Source organism: Bacillus sp. YC2 (genome assembly GCF_019891195.1).
In the GTDB taxonomy this organism is placed as follows: Bacteria; Bacillota; Bacilli; order Bacillales; family Bacillaceae; genus Bacillus.
This window is the reverse complement of sequence record NZ_JAHXDO010000010.1, coordinates 118,648-136,599: the sequence shown is the minus strand read 5'-3', so window position 1 is coordinate 136,599 and position 17,952 is coordinate 118,648. Positions and strand designations below refer to the sequence as shown.

At 40.2% G+C, this 17,952-nt stretch carries 15 protein-coding genes and 2 pseudogenes; 16 read left to right on the top strand and 1 reads right to left on the bottom strand.

The window, feature by feature from the left end; all coding sequences use genetic code 11:
* Positions 1–49: 49 nt before the first annotated feature.
* From KY305_RS15780 to KY305_RS15730, 11 genes are all read left to right on the top strand, one after another.
* Positions 50–3,121: a type 2 lanthipeptide synthetase LanM family protein gene (locus tag KY305_RS15780; protein ID WP_223063354.1), complete on the top strand. Its 3,072-nt coding sequence runs from the start codon at positions 50–52 to the stop codon at positions 3,119–3,121.
* Entirely contained in the window at positions 3,118–5,265 is a 2,148-nt protein-coding gene (locus KY305_RS15775) for a peptidase domain-containing ABC transporter (RefSeq protein WP_223063353.1), read from the top strand. The genes KY305_RS15780 and KY305_RS15775 overlap by 4 nt, the downstream gene beginning before the upstream one ends.
* A 111-nt stretch (positions 5,266–5,376) precedes the next feature.
* A complete protein-coding gene (locus KY305_RS15770; protein WP_043858024.1) occupies positions 5,377–5,679 on the top strand; it encodes a hypothetical protein in 303 nt (100 codons plus the stop codon).
* A 56-nt stretch (positions 5,680–5,735) separates the two neighbouring features.
* Complete coding sequence (locus tag KY305_RS15765; RefSeq protein WP_223063352.1) at positions 5,736–6,656, top strand: ABC transporter ATP-binding protein; 921 nt, start codon at positions 5,736–5,738, stop codon at positions 6,654–6,656.
* Positions 6,653–7,360: an ABC transporter permease gene (locus tag KY305_RS15760; protein WP_223063351.1), complete on the top strand. Its 708-nt coding sequence runs from the start codon at positions 6,653–6,655 to the stop codon at positions 7,358–7,360. The genes KY305_RS15765 and KY305_RS15760 overlap by 4 nt, the downstream gene beginning before the upstream one ends.
* 1 nt (position 7,361) lies before the next feature.
* Positions 7,362–8,102: an ABC transporter permease gene (locus KY305_RS15755; protein ID WP_223063350.1), complete on the top strand. Its 741-nt coding sequence runs from the start codon at positions 7,362–7,364 to the stop codon at positions 8,100–8,102.
* A gap of 51 nt (positions 8,103–8,153) precedes the next feature.
* Positions 8,154–8,357, top strand: coding sequence for a helix-turn-helix transcriptional regulator (locus KY305_RS15750; RefSeq protein ID WP_043858253.1), 204 nt, complete (start codon positions 8,154–8,156; stop codon positions 8,355–8,357).
* A gap of 24 nt (positions 8,358–8,381) precedes the next feature.
* Positions 8,382–9,296 carry an ABC transporter ATP-binding protein gene (locus tag KY305_RS15745; protein WP_223063349.1) on the top strand — a complete coding sequence of 305 codons (915 nt, stop codon included), beginning with the start codon at positions 8,382–8,384 and terminating at the stop codon, positions 9,294–9,296.
* Positions 9,293–10,003: a hypothetical protein gene (locus KY305_RS15740; protein ID WP_223063348.1), complete on the top strand. Its 711-nt coding sequence runs from the start codon at positions 9,293–9,295 to the stop codon at positions 10,001–10,003. Before KY305_RS15745 ends, KY305_RS15740 begins: the two co-directional genes overlap by 4 nt.
* Before the next feature lies 1 nt (position 10,004).
* Complete coding sequence (locus KY305_RS15735) at positions 10,005–10,769, top strand: ABC transporter permease (RefSeq protein WP_223063347.1); 765 nt, start codon at positions 10,005–10,007, stop codon at positions 10,767–10,769.
* A 96-nt stretch (positions 10,770–10,865) separates the two neighbouring features.
* Complete coding sequence (locus KY305_RS15730) at positions 10,866–12,260, top strand: S8 family peptidase (RefSeq protein ID WP_223063346.1); 1,395 nt, start codon at positions 10,866–10,868, stop codon at positions 12,258–12,260.
* 299 nt (positions 12,261–12,559) lie between these two features.
* Here the strand turns inward: KY305_RS15730 and KY305_RS15725 are convergent.
* Positions 12,560–14,564 (bottom strand): annotated as a pseudogene (locus KY305_RS15725) (transcriptional regulator); the annotation flags it as partial.
* Positions 14,565–14,577: 13 nt separating this feature from the next.
* On the opposite strand from KY305_RS15725, the pseudogene KY305_RS15720 reads away from it, so the two are divergent.
* The 5 genes and pseudogenes from KY305_RS15720 to KY305_RS15700 all read left to right on the top strand — a co-directional run.
* Positions 14,578–14,754: pseudogene (locus KY305_RS15720) on the top strand (carbohydrate kinase); the annotation flags it as partial.
* Between the two features lie 234 nt (positions 14,755–14,988).
* On the top strand, positions 14,989–15,306 hold the full coding sequence (locus KY305_RS15715) for a DUF4306 domain-containing protein (RefSeq protein WP_223063345.1): 318 nt from the start codon (positions 14,989–14,991) through the stop codon (positions 15,304–15,306).
* A gap of 114 nt (positions 15,307–15,420) precedes the next feature.
* The gene (locus KY305_RS15710) at positions 15,421–16,107 is read left to right on the top strand and encodes a PspA/IM30 family protein (protein WP_223063344.1); all 687 of its coding nucleotides are present in this window, start codon (positions 15,421–15,423) and stop codon (positions 16,105–16,107) included.
* 53 nt (positions 16,108–16,160) lie between these two features.
* On the top strand, positions 16,161–17,186 hold the full coding sequence (locus tag KY305_RS15705) for a TFIIB-type zinc ribbon-containing protein (protein ID WP_223063343.1): 1,026 nt from the start codon (positions 16,161–16,163) through the stop codon (positions 17,184–17,186).
* Positions 17,186–17,950, top strand: coding sequence for a TPM domain-containing protein (locus KY305_RS15700; protein ID WP_223063342.1), 765 nt, complete (start codon positions 17,186–17,188; stop codon positions 17,948–17,950). Before KY305_RS15705 ends, KY305_RS15700 begins: the two co-directional genes overlap by 1 nt.
* Positions 17,951–17,952: the final 2 nt, after the last annotated feature.

The window sequence follows — 17,952 nt, the reverse complement described above, 5'->3', positions numbered from 1 at the left end:
TTGTAATCGGATTTTTAGAATTTATACATAAAGGAATGGAGAGATTTTCATGATTGAGGCGTTTAAACGTTCTGCTTACCTAAATGAACGAGAGACAGTTCGCAAAATCACAACAGTAGATCATTTAAAAGGTTTGAGTGAATGGACTAATGCAATTCCACATGAGATGCTCGAGAAGCGGCTCGAAAAGGATCATTTGACCAGAGAGCAACTAATGTTGCACATAGAACAGAAGGATTCACCTTTTGTAAAGAAGAAATTAAAGTGGATTGAGACTTTTGAAGAACTTATGGATACATATGAAACTTCCCCTTTAGATTACCTCAGTTTTCAGTCTTTAATTCACCCTTTTATTATATATGCTAAAAAACAAATTGAATGTCTTTTTAAAAAAGTCACCAGCAATTTAATTAATATTGAAACGGTCACTCAATCGATTACAGATGCCCTTTATGCGCGACTTCATATCTTGGTGATGAAGTGTGTAATTCTAGAAGTAAATATAGCCAGAAAGATAGAGGTCTTGGAAGGGGATACAAGTAAAGAGCGGTTTCAATATTTTATGCGTCAATTCAATGAGGACTCTGAAATGAGGATGGAGTTTTTTGAGAACTATCCAGTACTATCTCGTTTAATGACTGAGAGCACGAAAAACTATTTAATTATAACGGAAGAGCTTATAGAACGTTTTTTATGTGATTATGAAAAAATTAAAGATAATTTTGAAGGTAAATTTACTCGTCTCGAAAGGATAAGAATGGATTTAGGAGATACTCATCAAAATGGGAGAACTGTAGCAATATTAGAGTTTGAATCTGGCGATAAACTTGTTTATAAGCCTCGGCAAATTTTGATATACAAATGTTTTGAATCATTACTTGACTGGTTGAATGATAGAGGATTGAAGCACAAGCTCAAAGCAGCTAAAAGTCTTGATTGTCAAACATATGGATGGCAGGAATTTGTTCCTTTTAAGGAATGTATTCTAAAAGAGGAAATACGTCGGTTTTATTATCGACAAGGGGTATATACAGCCTTGTTTTATGTATTGGGTTCCTCTGATTTCCATGCTGAAAATATTATAGCACAAAGTGAATACCCAGTTCCTATAGATCTTGAAACTCTCTTTAGTCAGAATCTTGAAATGACGAAAAAACTAAATTTTCAAAGTCAATTAGCTGTTGAATTAAACGATTCAGTCTTTTCTACTCTCATGCTTCCACTTCCGTCACTTGAACATTCAATTATTGATTTCGATCTGAGTGCGCTTGGGGCAATAGAAAACCAGGTATCAGAAAAGATAAAAAGCATAAGGATAGAAGGAGAGGGAACAGATCAAATTAGAATAACGCGCGGGCCTGCAAAATCAGGGCAGTATCATAATAGACCAGTGCTTGAAGGTGAAACACTTTCGCCTTCCGATTATATCACTGACCTTGAGGATGGATTTACAGACCTGTACCGTCTGTTTCTTAAACATAAAAATGAGTTTATTAGCGAGGATGGGCCTCTACAACCATTTGGCAAAGCCCATGTCCGTCAGGTCTTTCGTCCAACTCATGTGTACAGTGAATTTTTACAAAACAGTTTACATCCTGATTATGTCCAAAACGGTCTTGATCGAGTGCAATTGTTTGATATTCTTTGGCAAATTTCTAATCAGTCTTCTAAGTTTGAAGAATTGGTTATGTATGAAACAAAGGATCTGCTAAGACATGATATTCCTTATTTTTATTTTAAGTTAAACAGTAGAGATCTCTATGATAGTAATGGAAATCTTATACCAAACTTCTTTACGGAAACGGGACTTGAGGCCGTTTTTAAAAAGGTCAGCCAACTCAATAGAATTGACCTTGAAAAGCAAAAACAATATGTGAGATGGTCTCTTGTATCCATGTTAGGGGAAGTATGGAGATTCCCAGAAAAAGTGTTAGCATTTCAAGAAAGGGCGGAAGAATCTAGTGGTTCTTTTACTCAAGAAGCTCTTGAAATTGGCCGTCTATTAGTGGATAGAGCAATAACTGAGGAAAACATGGAAGTGAACTGGATAGGATTAAATTTGAATGATAAGGCAGGACTCAGTGTATCTGTAAAGGGCCCTGATTTGTACGATGGATTAATCGGATATGCAATGTTTTTGGCTTACTTATCCAAAGAAACAAACAATCAGGAATACGAAAAAATGAGTCGAGGTGCAATTCAAACTGTGATACGTAAAGCTGGTAACAAACCACTTAACGAATCTATTTCGGCTTTTAGCGGTGAAGGAGCGCTTATTTACGGACTAGTTCATTTAGGGTTACTTTGGAATGATCAGGAATTAATTAAACAAGCAAAGGTTAGGTTACATTATGTTTGTGATATCGTAAGAAAAGAGAAAAACCCTGATTTTTCAGGGGGGCTTGCTGGTTTTATTGTACTTTGCCTAAATATCTTTAACGAAATTAGGGATTATGACTATTTGAATGTGGCTTTACAGGCTGGAGATCAACTGATGATTAAGATGGAGGATACTACCAGAAAACCAGGACTTGCACATGGAATAGCAGGATACGCTTGGGCGCTTGGTTTGCTTGGTGAAGTATCTCAGGAAGAGAAATACCAAATTGAGGCTCAAAAACTGCTTGTATATGAAAGTACTTTTTATAATGGAAGCACGGGCAATTGGGACGAAAGTGAAACCAAGAAAAAAAGTGAACGAAAAAGGGTCTATTGGTGTCATGGGGCGCCTGGCATTGCCCTTTCGCGGATAATGTTAAAAGACATTATAAATTCTAAAAATATTAAAGAGGATATTGACGTGGCCTTAAAGACGCTGATTTCAGAAGGAGGAATAGAAAGCCATTGTCTATGCCATGGGACAATGGGGAATGTCGACATTCTATTGACAGCTGCCAAAGAGTTGAATGAAGAATTGTTTATGATACAGGCATTAGAATTAACCAAAATTGCACTGGATCAGAAAAAGGTGCATGGTTGGGTACATGGCTTGGATCCTCGTGCGGAAATGGATGGTTTTATGCTAGGGAGAACGGGAATCGGATATTGTCTGCTCAGATTGAAAAATCCGAGTATTCCTTCTGTACTTGCTTTGCAGTTACCAAAAGGAGAAAACTTATGAAGAAGAGGTCTCCTTTTCAAACACGTAGCCGCGTTCCGTTTATAGAGCAAATGCAACAGACAGAATGTGCCCTTTGTTGTATGGCTATGATAGCGAGTTACTATAAAAATGATTTGTCAATGTACGAGCTTCGTGAGCGGATGGGGAACGGTCGAGATGGTACAACCTTGTTGCATTTGAGGAATATGGCAAAACAATTAAAATTCGAAACTAAAACCTATAAAGCTGATACTAAACAATTAAGGAATCTCGTTTTGCCCGCTATACTTTACTGGGATAACAACCATTTCGTTATCCTTGAAAAAATTACCTCACATACTTTAATTATCGTTGATCCTGGTTCTGGGAGAAAGAAGGTCAAGGAAAAGGATTTTACAGAAAAATATTCTGGATATGCGCTTACTTTGTATCCAGGTAATGGTTTTGAGCAACGAAAGAGAAAAAATATTTGGACATCTTTTTCTTTTTTAGTAACGAATCGGCCTAAAATCTTCAGCACCATTCTGTTTCTTACGTTTCTTCTTCAACTGTTTACAGTGGCGATGCCTGTTTTAATTCAGTTTGTAATTGATCGCATTATTGTCCCTGACTACAGGGAACTGCTTAATGCATTTTTGATAGGAATCTGTGGACTAATCTTGTTCCATTCCTTATTTTCTTTCATACGAGGTAAAATTCTCATTAACCTTCATAATGTATTAGATTACGATATACAGTCAAGATTTTTCAAACACCTACTCAAACTGCCATATCAATTCTTTTTATTGCGCTCCTTTGGAGATTTACTTTTTAGGGCAAACAGTATGAAGGTGATCCGTGATCAGATTGTCAATCAGGTTGTTAAAGGTCTTTTAGATTCTGCTGTCATACTGGTGATCTTGCTGTATATGCTTATACAATCGCCATTATTGGCTGTTATTGTTTTCTTAATAGGCACTTCTAATGTATTGCTGATTGCGCTTAGCCAAAGATACATTTCGGAAGCGAATCAGATGGAAATTAAAGGGCACTCCGAAGTTCAGGGAGCACAGACGGAAATGTTATATGGTATTTTCGGAGTTAAGACATCTGGTGTCGAGAAAATGATTTACGATAGATGGCTTTATCGTTTCAAAAACTTATTGTGTGCATATCGCAAAAAGGAAAATGTATTAAATTATGTAAATACAGCTAGCAGTACACTACAATTAATGGCTCCACTTGTCATTTTGTGGGTTGGGGCACATCAAGTATTTACAGGCAGTATCACACTAGGAATGTTGGTTGCTTTCCATTCAATTTCAACCCAATTTTTTATGCTAAGTGGTAATATTGTTCAGACCATCAATTCTTTCATTTTGACTACATCTTATTTAAAGAGAGTTGGGGATGTACTCGATGCTCCCGCAGAATCAAGAGGAGACAAGATGAAGAAGACGCTAAATGGTGATATTCAATTGAAGAATGTCACTTTTGCTTATTCTAAATATAGTGAGAATGTAATAAATGATGTTTCCCTCAATATAAAAAAAGGGCAGAAAGTTGCTCTTGTAGGACAGTCAGGGGCAGGAAAGACGACAATAGCCAACATGATTATCGGGTTGTTTAGTCCGACTGATGGAGAAATCTATTATGATGGCATTAGTATTAATGAACTTGATCTGGGCCATCTCCGCCGTCAAATTGGTACAGTGCCGCAAAACGTAATGCTCTTTAATAGAAGCATTTATGATAATATTACTCTCCATAATCCTGAAGCGACGCCAGAGCAGGTAATTGAAGCTGCGAAGGCAGCTCAAATTCATGACGAGATTATGAATATGCCAATGCAGTATCATACGATGGTGTCGGAGATGGGGATGAACATATCGGGTGGACAACGGCAAAGAATTGCTCTTGCAAAGGCCCTTCTTGGGAAGCCATCAATTTTAGTTTTAGATGAAGCGACTAGTTCGTTAGATCACTTAAATGAGTCAAAAATTGACGCGTATCTGTCGGGTATAAATTGCACCAGAGTAGTAATTGCGCATAGGTTAACGACGGTGATGAATTGTGACTTAATTGTTGTTGTAGATAAAGGAAGGATCATTGAATCAGGTAGCCATCATGAATTGTTGCGAATTTCGAGTTTCTATAGCCAATTTTATAAAGAAATGATTTCTTGAAACGCTTCTTGATAAACAAGAAGCGTTTTTCGGTGTGTAAAGCAGGCTTTACAAATAGTAAAATAAACGTTACAATTTAACTGAAATATCTAATTGCGGGGGTTGATCACAATGAGTATTGAAGAAATTGCAAAATACGGAAATAGTATAGGAGGGGTAATTGTTCTCCTGTGTGTTGCAATTATTTGGGTAGTTTCGAAGCAGATGGGAAAGGATGAACGTTCAAACGCAATTTTCCTCAGAGTTTACTGCTTTATGTTTTATGTGCTGGCCGGACTTATTTTGCTAAGTATTTTCTTTGAAATCGGTGAGGGTATCAGTGGTCAGGTGTACCAAGAGTTGACAGTTTTAATGTTTGCTCTAAGCACATTGTTTGGAACCATCTATCTGTTCATTTTGAAAAAAAAGTTCTGAATATGTTTTGTTTGTAAAACGATGGGTGAAAAATTCGGGTAAGGGAATGGTTAAATATGGGTGTACATCGATATATTGTAGAGACACATGGTTTAACGAAAACATATAGAGGAACAGATGTAGTTAAATCGTTGAATTTGAAACTTCGTGAGGGAGAAATTTATGGATTTCTTGGTCCCAATGGGGCAGGAAAAACGACGACAATTCGTATGTTGCTCGGACTCATCAATCCGTCAAAAGGGGAAACGAGAATATTTGGGAAGGAATTGAAAAATAATCGGCTTGAAATTTTACAAAGGGTCGGTTCACTTGTGGAATCGCCCTCCTATTATCCACATCTCACAGGCGAGGAAAATCTAGAGACTGTCAGAAGGATATTGAATATTCCTAAAAAAAATATAACTGATGTTCTCGAGCTGGTTAGATTAACAAAAATGGCAGACAGGAAAGTCGGTGAATATTCATTAGGGATGAAGCAGCGCCTTGGAATAGCGGCTGCCCTGCTTGGAAATCCAAAGCTTGTAATTCTCGATGAGCCAACAAATGGACTTGATCCAGCTGGTATTCTTGAAATACGGAAACTGATCCTCAAACTGCCGTCTGAATATGGTATCACCGTTATGATCTCCTCACATTTGCTATCGGAGATAGAGCAGGTAGCCACTCAAGTAGGTATCATTGCCAATGGAGAGATGCTGTTTCAGGACGATATTGCAACCCTGCGTTCAAGGGCTGATACTAAGATTGTATTTTCGACAAGTGACTCGGATAAGGCGTTGAAAGTATTTTTAAAAGAAGGAGTAGAGGCAATCAAAACACAGCGTGGTCTAATGATTGAAGAAAGAATGGATAAGGAAATTTCAGAACTTGCTAAAAAACTTGTTCATAATGAGATAGATATCTTTCGAATATCTGACGAAGCGAAGTCACTTGAAGATATTTTTCTTGAAATGACTAGAGGGGGAGAGACCTTGTGATCGCTAAATTGCTAAAATCTGAAATACTGAAAATTAGGAATCTGACATGGCTCATAGTCATCCTAGGCCCTCTTGGAGTAGTTGTGATGCAAGCAGCTAATTACACGATGAGATTTGATTATCTTATGTCTAAAAGCTCTGATAAATGGATGTTTCTATTAGAAAATATTCATTCTTACTGGCCCTCAGCACTCCTATTAGAGATTACAATTGTAAACTCTCTTTTGGCAGGTATAGAACACCATGGTGGGATGTGGAAGAAGATATTTTCGCTTCCTATTTCACATTGGAAAGTATATCAGTCTAAGGTAATTATAATTGTTACCATGTTGATAATATCGACAGTAATACTTGCGGGAGGTACCTTTCTGCTTGGAAAGTTGATCGGGTTTCACGAAACTTTTCCATTAGGGAGCACACTGAAAATGAGCTTTTATACATTTATTGCCGCTCTTCCCTTTGTATTTATGCAGTTTTGGCTGTCCATAAATTACCGGAACCAAGGGATTGCTTTAACAATTGGTATTGCAAGTGCCGTGTTTATCATGTATGCTCAGGGATTGCCTGATTGGATGCCATGGAAATGGCCAATGTTAATAGAGGGGATTGGAGAAAGTATCCTTTCAGTAATTAAAGGTTTGGTCTTCGGGCTGTTTTTATACTCAATTATTATGGTATCCCTGTCACGAAAGGATGTGGCTTAATTTGTTCTTTCAATTATTAGACACAGAGTGGCTGAAGTTAAAACATTCAAAGATCTGGTTTATTGTCCTAGCTAGTCCTGTTCTAGCTGCAATTATTGGTTTTTTTCCGGTTTTTAAAATTGGAACAAATGAATGGCTCACACTTTGCACTCAAATGATCCTAGCACACAGTGCGTTGTTTTTACCCTTATTGACGGGTGTTCTTGCTGCACTGATATGTAGTAACGAGCATGCCTATGGCGGGTGGAAGCAGTTGTTAGCACTTCCGGTAAAGCGTATTCAAGTATATGTGGCTAAATATGTAATAGTTATGTTCATGCTTTTGTGGACTCAGATCTTTTTCATTATCAGTGTTTGGTTTGTCGGTACAGTAAAAGGATTTAGTTCCCCGTTTCCTTGGAATGGTGTTATTATGAGCGCTCTTATGGGGTGGCTGTCATGCTTTCCGTTAGCTGCTCTTCAATTTTGGTTGGCAACATATTTTAGGAGTTTTGCGGGTCCTAGTACTGTCAATGTAATGTTAACATTGCCGGCTATTATCATTGCTAATTCAAAGTTTATGGGTCCGCTTTATCCATGGGCTCATCCAATGCTCAGCATGACACAGGCATTCTCGGCTGCCATAGGAGGGAATGCGGGCTTTTTAGAAAATGAACCTACTTTTTATGTAACGCTGATCGTAAGTTTCATTTTATTTTTCTTCGGCGGAGCTTTATATTTCCATAAGAAGCAATGGACGTAGTTATGGAAACAATGGAGGATTGTTATGCAAAAAAATAAACAATCGAAAAAGTTGACGAATCGACTCCCTGAGTGGCGGGCACGCACTAAGTTGACGCAGCAGCAACTAGCGGAGAAAACTGGGGTTAGTAGACAAACGATTATCTCAATAGAAAAAATGAAATACACCCCTTCACTAGCACTCGCATTCGAAATTGCCCAAGCACTTAGTTGTTCGATAGATGACGTGTTCCAATATAATGAGGAAAATGAATAGAAAATTAGAAAGGAGAGAATATTTTTGATTATTGAAACGAAAGGTGTGACAAAGACTTACAATCGCGTTGATGTCGTACATGAAGTTGATATGATGGTACCTGAAGGAGAAATATATGGGTTCCTTGGACCGAATGGTTCTGGAAAGACGACGATGATGCGGATGCTGCTTGGCTTGGTTCGACCGAATAGAGGGATTATCCGTATGTTTGGAAAAAAGATGCCTGAAGATCGAATTTCCATATTAGCCAAAACAGGTGCCTTAATTGAGAAGCCTGCCTACTATGAACATCTGGATGGACGAGATAATTTAAGGGTATTAGCAGCACTGCGCGGTATCAATGATAATAAAACAATTGATCGGGCGCTAGAGAGGGTTAACCTCCATAAAGCCGGGAGAAAAAAAGTCAAATCATATTCGCTTGGCATGAAGCAGCGGCTTGGTATTGCAAGCGCCATGTTGCATAATCCTAGGATTCTTCTACTTGATGAACCAACGAATGGTTTAGATCCAGAAGGAATATTTGAGATTCGTGAACTAATTCGAAATTTGTCTGAAAAAGAAGGAGTTACTGTTCTTATATCTAGCCATCTGCTTGGAGAGATTGAGCATGCTGCTAGTCGGATAGGGATCATTTACAATGGAAATCTATTGTACCAAGGAAAAATGAATGAACTGCTTACACATCAAAAAATGGGTTCTCTTATTATCGAGTCAAACATGATCGAGCTAATCATCAATGTTCTGCAAGCATATGATATTCAAACTAGTTTAGACCGTGAAGGGAAGGTGCAAGTGCGGGGATCAGAAGCAGATAGAGATAGAATAAACAAAATCTTGGTAGAGAAGGGATTAACCGATTTCCATATATATGATTCAATGAGGACTCTGGAAGAAGCCTACTTAGAATTAATCCGTTCACAAAAGGTGTCAGTATGAAAAACATCATTATAGCTGAGTGGCGGAAAAAGAGATCCACTGTTTTTCTAATACCATTGTTTGTCGGATCATTACTGATTTTTGCAATCTGCGGTTCTATAATGCTTTCCTTGACAAAAAACGGACAATCAATTGATCGAGCATTTGAGGTGCTTTATGAGCTTTGTGTCACAAATTGGAACTATCTGGTCATTCTTGTTGTCATTACATTCTCATTGCTTGCTACTGAAATGGAGCATAGATTGGGTATGTGGCCGGTTTTGCTTACTACGCCACATTCAAAGTGGAAACATTTTTTTGTGAAAGTAATTACTGCGGTTGGGTTTATACAGCTATTCGGACTGTGTGTTTGTCTTTATTTAAGCGGTTTGGGCTTCTTATACGGAAAGTCATTTTTTGAATATATAAAAATATCTTTGGAATTATTATATTTGCCCTTTCTCCTAGCAATCCCATTTGTAATCACCCAGACGCTTATATCGATTATAATAGTAAATCCTTATATCTCTGTAGGTATCGGCATGGCGGTTTTCCTTTTCCATGCTGTGCTGCCTTATTGGTGGCTTCCTTGGGGAGCACTTGCTTACATGCAAGCCAATACCAGAATAATAGAAGTTTTTCCGTTACTCATTTCGTTGTCATTGGGATATGGTGTGTTATCCCTTTTTGTTTTTTGCCGAAAAATGTTTTCTTCTGGGGGGGAGTGAATTGGTAGGTTTCCAACAGGTTTTTTTTGCGGAGTGGATTAAAATCAAAAAAAAGAAAAGTTTGCTTCTCATTATTATTTTGGTTGCACTTCCAGTTATATACGGATGGATTATTCATACAAAAGTCATGATTGAAACATATGGTTATGATGACGGGAATTCCTGGAAGGTGCTAATCATGATGACTCAAATGTTTTATGGAACAGTTTTCTTTCCGATTATTATTTCTCTTGTAACGGGAACTCTAACGGGATATGAACAGCGAGCTAATAGTTGGGAGCATTTGCTGATGACCCCCGTAAAAGGGGCACTATTCTTTTTCAGCAAAATGGCTTGGGCTGGCATTATCATCCTGTCTACACAATTGTTTATGATAGGGTTACTGATCGTTCTTGGCTATACAGCAGGCTATACGGATAAGTTACCAATGGATATATTCTTATTCACAGTACTTTTTGGAACTGTAGGAGGAATAAGCCTTGGGACACTTTTATTTTATTTCTATTTACGAATGAAATCTATCAGACAGACACTGTTGATCAGTATTTTTTTGAGTTTTCCTTCTTTCCTGGCATTTTCGAATAGTTCAGGATCCTGGATTCCCATGTTGTATCCATGGGCTGTTCCTCTTTATGGGATGACGAATGTATACGCTGATTGGGGAAGGGTGGGTATATTTATCATTGTTTGCGGGACAATGACCATTGTTTTCTCACTTCTTAGTGTTAGGTTACTGAATCGAAAAGTTATAGACTTGAAAAATTAAAAAAAATCTACGATGATGAATAGCTTACTGAACCTCCAGGAAATTTTCACATCATGAAGAGATGAATAGTAGGCTTCGGGGGGGGGAATATCCGCATTGAACCGAGTTTATATTTTAATGTTACTGTTTCTAGGATGTGTCTTAGTTATACCACCTCATGCTTTAGCTAAGGGCAATCAACTGAACACGTACACGGTTTTTTTAAAGAGTCCCACTTATCAAAAAAATTGGATCAATGCACTTGAGAGAAAGGGGATAAAACTTGAATACGACGTCGAAGAAATAGGTCTGTATGAGGTGAAAGCGGAACGTGAAAAATTCGTAGATTTGATGGCTGATATAAATTATGTAGATAGTTATAATGAATCTGTTTCAATGAAGCCGGCTGAGCTAACTAGTATTAGCAAAGAGAACTTTACGGACCAAGATGAAGATAATTCTTTGTGGGAATATCAGTGGGATATGAAAAAGGCAACAAATAATGGTAGAACATACGAAATTACCAAAGGGAGTAAGAAAACGGTTGTTGGCATAATTGACTCTGGCATCGATAAGAACCATCCCGATTTAAAAGATAATGTTCTTTCGGTCAGCAATTTTGTGCCGAAAGGAGGGTTAAGAGGACAGGAACCATATGAAAATGGTGAGATTAATAACTCTACAGATTATCTTGGACATGGAACATTTGTAGCCGGACAAATAGCTGCCAATGGACAGATGAAAGGAATCGCACCGGAAACAGGGATCAGATCATATAGAGTATTTGGTGGAAAAAGCGCTGATACAGTTTGGATTATCAACGCTATCATCCAGGCTGCAAAGGATGACGTTGATGTTATCAATATCAGTCTAGGGACTTTCCTTGTTAATAGTAAAGGAAAAAATAATGGAAAACCAGTTACGGATGATTTGGCTGAAATCAAAGCTTTCAGAAAAGCGGTGGCTTTTGCTCATAGAAAGGGAAGTGCCGTTGTAGCTTCGATAGGTAATGAAGGACTTAATTTAAAGGATAAAAAAGCTGTATATGATTATTGGAAAAATAACACAAATCAAGAAGGGCGTTTTATGAATGCCAAAGTAATATTAATTCCAGCTCAACTTCCAAATGTAGTGACTGTAGCCTCTGTTGGTCCAAATGGAAACAGATCGGTTTTTTCTAACTATGGTAAAAATATTGCTGATATTGCTGCTGATGGAGGGGATCATCGTATTTTGAATGAAGTTGGAGCCGAGAAGTATTATCAAGAAGGGCTGTTTAGACAAGAATATATCCTGGGAGCGGCTCCAGGAAACTCATACACTTTCTCGGTAGGGACTTCGATAGCAGCCCCGAAAATTTCTGGCGCTTTGGCTCTTTTAATCGATCAGCGCTATTTACATGATAAACCAGATAAAGGAATTCGAATTTTACTTAAAAACACTGATAAATATTATTCCAAGGACAATATTGGTAAGGGTGTATTGAATATTTATAAGGCATTAATTGATTAGATGTTAACATTAGATGTAATAAGATATCAATTAATATCATATTTTTGAAGTTGTGAGTAATAGTATAGACTAACTGACCTAATAATCCCTCATAACAATACCTTATAAAATTAAAAATCTATAATTAGGTAACAATCAAACTTCTAATTATACGAGAGTTTGATTGTTACTTTGGTCCCTTATAGTATCCAAGATGAAAAAGCGCTCTATACTGCCTGTCGAGAAACAGGATACTCGAATAAGAGGAAAAGTACTAGCCCGTTTTATACTCATACCTGCCAATCTATTGCAGTATAGGTCTAATTTATCAATTTTCTAAATCGTTCCACCTCTCCCCGAATCCCAATCGCAGGCTCCCACGAATCAATCAAACGAATCGCCTTCTGATTCGATTCCATCGCTTTCAGTTTCTTTCCTTTTCGGTACAACAACTGTGCCATTCCGTAATGATAGTAGATCAGTTCAACTTGATTGGCGTTATGTTTGTCATAGAGCATCTGCTCAAAGGCTTTTTCTGCTTTTTCGAGCTGATCACACTTCACGTAAGCCATGCCCAGGTTGAAATAGGTTTCTATCGTTTTTTCGCCGCCGTATGCGGCGCTGGTTGTGTTTGCCGCTTCGTATAATGTGATGGCTTCTTCATAGTGAGAACGGGCGAAACTTAGGTCGCCGCGGACCAGAAGAACTCTGTGCCGGATAATGGGCGAGACGGCTGATCTTTGATATCGTCCAGCATTGTTTCCGCTTTTTCTCTCCGGTTTTTAATAGCAGCCGCGATTGCAGGGCGAGTCCCCATACTTTCAAATCGTCGTGAACCGGCGCGCCTGATTGTTCGAGTATCTTCAGGACGGCTTCTATTTGCTTGAGAGCCCCGTCTAAATCATTGACTTCCATCAGCGCCCAGCCTGCCGTATCGATCCGAAAGTAAGCTTCCCATGTGTGTTCGCCTGATTGGTGGGCGGCATCGGTTGCTTTTAATCCGTATTCGATTCGCAGGGGCAGGTTGATTCTGCTCAGAAAATGGCTGACGTGGGTGATGAGTTCGATTAGGATTTCTTTTTGATCGGTTTCGCTCGACCATTCGATGACCTTTAGGATGTTTGGCCATTCTTGTTTCATTTGATCTAAATTCCGTCCCAGCAGGTAGCTCCAATAAACAGAATTCGGCTGTTCCCGTTTTAAATGGGTTTCCGCATAATCAATATAATAGTACGCCCAGCGGCTGCGGGCTTCTTTTTCAAATTCGTGATGTTCGGATAAGTGCTGTTCTTCGTAAGCGACAACGATTTGATGGTCTGAGTATTGAGTTTTCCTTCACTTCGTTCCGGCTGAATCAGGGCATATGACCGCATTTGGTCAACTGCATAATGAAATCGTCGGGCGTCTAATCCGGCCGCTTGGGCCAAGCTTTTCTCATCAGGGGGCTTAGCGAAAAAACAAAGCGTCTGCCAAAGCTTCTGTGTGTCTTCTTGACATCTGTCCCATGTGCGGCCGATGAGAACCTCAAACAATTCCAATAGTGAGTAGCCCGCTTTGAATGAGCTGCGGAGCGGGGATGTCGTCGTCTGACATGTATGCAATGCTGAGTGCCATGGCTTTTGGGGTTTCCAGCGGTTGCCGAAATGAATTCGTTTTTCAGTTCAGACGATAGATATAACAGCTGCTCCAGCTTTTCCCTTTATGCGAGAGGTTGCATGTTTGTAAGCAACGGTGCACTCCTTGCTGAAAAAATTTGAGGGCATCTATTTGGTCAAGGCCGCTCAGCTAGATGGCCGTCATTTCTCCGAAGCCGTCCCGGTATGTTTGCTTTGCGTTTTCCCATCCGTTAGGAGAACTTTTACGCCTTGCGAAGGCCGATGTGAATGTCACGTTCCGCTGTATTAATGCTGTCAACGATCAGCAGTACGGGTTTTTTGTTTGAATGAGCGGCTTATGCATTGCGGACGATGAACCGTTTTTCGTTGATTGATTTGTCGATTTGTTCGGTGCGTCTGAGCTGATAGGCGATGGTGTTTAAAAATCGCTCAAGCTTAATCCTTTCCAGTCAGCGCTGATCCAGATGAGGCTGTTGAATGGCGGCCAATCTGATGAACCGCCGATACATGAATAGGCTGCTTCAAGAGCGATTGTCGTTTTTCCCATACCGACCCAGCCAGTGATTAAACAGATCGGTGACGGAGACAGCATCCATTGCCGGATCGCTTCTATATCAAAGCCGCGTCCGATAAAGTTTCCCGTGCTGTTCCATAAGCGCATTCGTTCATGGCCGGATCAGTCATGAAACAGCCGTTTTACTGCCTTTTCAACTTCTTCATCAGTCGGCGCGGCGCTGTATCAGCTGGCACGCACGGATGAGATTCAGACGGCAGTCGCTGATTTTACGAAGCTGCGTGATATTGTGTCATTTGCCAATAAGGTGGGGGCGCTCGTATGTACCAAAATCGGTGCGATAGATGCTTTGCCGAGCTTAAATGAGGTTGAAGTATCACTGTAAAAAAATATGGGGGGTGTTTCTTGAAAGTCATCGGACTTCGGGAAGCATCCTTTTTATTTAGGACTGAAACCCTTTTTGATATACGGTATACTCTATAGAGATATCCAGTAAATTGAACCATTGTGAAGTACATACAATAACGTTTTTATAAGATCTGAGTAAAACCAAGTTTCTGTTGCTGCCGTCATGTATGGTGTGACGGCATATGATATTAACCGCGGAGGAATGTTTTACATGAAACATGTTTTTCTTATCGTGCAATGTGCGTTTTCTGTTTTTGGTTTTTTCTGTCTCGCCGCTGTGAATTGGTATCAGGGGAGTGAGCTTGTTTCTGATTCGTTTGATTGGAATTATACAGCTGAATTTTCAAAGCTGCTGAACGGGACAGATACGATTACAAGGCCCGAACAGATATCGCAGCTGGATTTCTTTGTGTATTCTGCGAAGCATTATCCGTTAGTGAGCGGTTTGATGATTGGGCTGTTTTTTTATTTTTTGTTCTCACTGAATGTGGTCATAAAGAATATCCGCAGGCATAAATGGGCTGAATGAGACTTTTTTCATGCATTTATACATAAATTCAAGAGAAAATGAAACCTTTTTTTGAAAAAACAGTATATATAACTATGAATTTGTTACTATTTAATTTTGGGAGGAAAATGAAAAATGAGTATTTTAGGAAGATTCAAAGACATTATGTCAAGTAATATCAATGCGTTGCTGGATAAAGCTGAAAACCCTGAAAAAATGGTTGACCAATATTTGCGGAACTTAAACAGTGATTTAGGGAAAGTAAAGGCGGAGGCGGCTTCTGTCATGGCTGAGGAGCAGCGGGCGAAAAGAGCCTTAACGGAGTGCCAGGCTGATGCCGAAAAGATGGAAGGCTACGCGATGAAAGCTTTACAGGCCGGCAATGAAGCTGATGCGCGGAAGTTTCTTGAAAGAAAAGCTTCTGTTGAATCAAGACTGTCTGAGCTGCAAACGGCTTATCAGGTCGCTTCTTCCAATGCGTCTCAAATGCGGAACATGCATGACAAGCTTGTTTCTGATATCGGGGAGCTTGAGTCGCGCCGAAATGCCATTAAAGCGAAGTGGTCTGTGGCAAAAACGCAAGAGAGAATGAATAAACTGGGGGCCTCTGTTTCAAATACGGGCCAATCGATGTCAGCTTTCGGGAGAATGGAAGACAAGGTAAACCGGGCGCTTGATCAGGCCAATGCGATGGCGGAGCTGAATGCGTCTCCGAAAGATGATATTGACGAGCTGACGGCTAAATATGACAGCAATGCAAGCAGTGTGGATGATGAGCTGGCGGCGCTGAAGCAGAAAATGCTTTTCAGTAAAGACCAATAAAAGAAACGGTCTGCAGCTTTGTCCGATATAAAGAGAAAGTGAGAGAAACAGAGATGATCATTTCTTATAAATGTCCGAACTGCGGCGATGATATGGTCTTTGACAGTTCATCCGGGAAGTTAACCTGTCACAGCTGCGGGCGGCAGGATCAGATTGAAAGCCTGCCAAAAGAGTATATTACGACGAGATTCTCCGAACATGAGGCCAGCGAGTACCGCTGTGAGAATTGCGGGGCCGTGTTAATGACGGAGGCGGAAACGACTGCTACAACGTGCGGGTTCTGCGGAGGAGCCGCCGTTCTCGCCGACCGCTTATCGGGGAATCTTGCGCCTTCAATGGTGATTCCTTTTACGATCAGCAAAGATGAGGCAATGAGTGCATTTAAAAAATGGTGCAGAAACGGCCGTCTGACGCCGAAGGGTTTTATGTCAGCCGATCGGGTGAAGAATATCACCGGCATGTATGTCCCGTTTTGGATGTTTGATTTAAACAGCAAGGTTCAGGTCAATGCCGTTTGTACGAGAGTGCATCATTATGATGATGGGGAATACCGAGTGACGGAGACGGAGTATTTTAACGCGTACCGCGATATCAATCTTGATTATCTCAAGGTTCCGGTCGACGCTTCAGAAAAAATGAATGATGAATTAATGGACAAATTAGAGCCGTATTCCTATAGTGAACTGAAGGAGTTTAATACGGCTTATTTAGCAGGTTATATAGCGGAAAAGTATAATTATACCGATGACGATCTGTTCCCGCGGGCGAAGGATAAAATCAGCCATTATATTGATTCTTATGTAAGATCCACCTTCTCCGGCTATACAACGGTCAATATGACAGACGAAGACATTCACACAAACAAAATGAACAGCTTTTATGTGCTGCTTCCGGTTTGGATGGTCAGTTATGACTATGAACGGACTGAGCACATTTTTGCGATGAACGGGCAGACCGGCAAGGTGGTCGGCAAACCGCCGATCAGCTCCGGAAAAGTTGCCGCGTGGTTCGGCGGTATTGCCGCGGGGACGTTTTTAGCTTTAAGACTCGTCTCACTGTTGATGGGAGGCGGTTTTTGATGAGAGCATTTATCGGAAAAGCGTTTCTCGTTTGCTTCGTTCTTTTGCTGCTTTTTCCTTTTGCAGTACATACATCGGCAGAAGCTTCAGGACAGAAGCAATATGTCTATGACAATGCCAATCTTTTAACGAAGGAAGAAATCGGGAAGCTTGAGGCGCTGGCAGGCAAGCTGGGTGCAAAACGAAAAACCGATTTTATCATTCTGACCGTAAACGGTACAGACGGTAAGGATATTGCGCAATACGCCGGGGACTTTTATGACAGCCATTTTCACGGAAGCACGGCGATGCTGACCATCGATATGAAGGGGCGGGAGGTATTTATCTCCGGCTATCAAAAGGCAGAGAAGTATTTGGACAGCAGCAGGCTGAATACGATCAGGAATACGATTTCCTCGGACATTTCTGCCGGGCATTATGATAAGGCGTTTCAAACGTATATGAAGATGTCCTATAAAGATATGGGGAAAAGCCCCGGGGACCAGTCTGACAACCTGTTGTTTAAATGGTGGTTTCAGCTGATTGCCGCCGCGGCGGTTGCGGGGATTGCCGTTACTGTGATGGTGTACAATTCCGGCGGCAAAGTCACCGTTACCGGCAGCACGTATATGAATCACGACACGTCTGAAGTGCTGGACCAGCACGACACGTATATCAGAACGACCGTCACAAGAGAAAGAAAGCCGTCTGATAAAGACAATGACAGCGATGGCGGAGTGACAAGAGGCGGCACCTCATACAGCGGCAGCAAAGGAAGTTTTTAAAT

Excerpts from the sequence above, each read along its gene's own strand:
- KY305_RS15780 (WP_223063354.1), top strand. The coding sequence starts at position 50 with ATGATTGAGGCGTTTAAACGTTCTGCTTACCTAAATGAACGAGAGACA.
- KY305_RS15775 (WP_223063353.1), top strand. The coding sequence starts at position 3,118 with ATGAAGAAGAGGTCTCCTTTTCAAACACGTAGCCGCGTTCCGTTTATA.
- KY305_RS15770 (WP_043858024.1), top strand. The coding sequence starts at position 5,377 with ATGAGTATTGAAGAAATTGCAAAATACGGAAATAGTATAGGAGGGGTA.
- KY305_RS15765 (WP_223063352.1), top strand. The coding sequence starts at position 5,736 with ATGGGTGTACATCGATATATTGTAGAGACACATGGTTTAACGAAAACA.
- KY305_RS15740 (WP_223063348.1), top strand. The coding sequence starts at position 9,293 with ATGAAAAACATCATTATAGCTGAGTGGCGGAAAAAGAGATCCACTGTT.
- KY305_RS15715 (WP_223063345.1), top strand. The coding sequence starts at position 14,989 with ATGAAACATGTTTTTCTTATCGTGCAATGTGCGTTTTCTGTTTTTGGT.
- KY305_RS15710 (WP_223063344.1), top strand. The coding sequence starts at position 15,421 with ATGAGTATTTTAGGAAGATTCAAAGACATTATGTCAAGTAATATCAAT.
- KY305_RS15705 (WP_223063343.1), top strand. The coding sequence starts at position 16,161 with ATGATCATTTCTTATAAATGTCCGAACTGCGGCGATGATATGGTCTTT.
- KY305_RS15700 (WP_223063342.1), top strand. The coding sequence starts at position 17,186 with ATGAGAGCATTTATCGGAAAAGCGTTTCTCGTTTGCTTCGTTCTTTTG.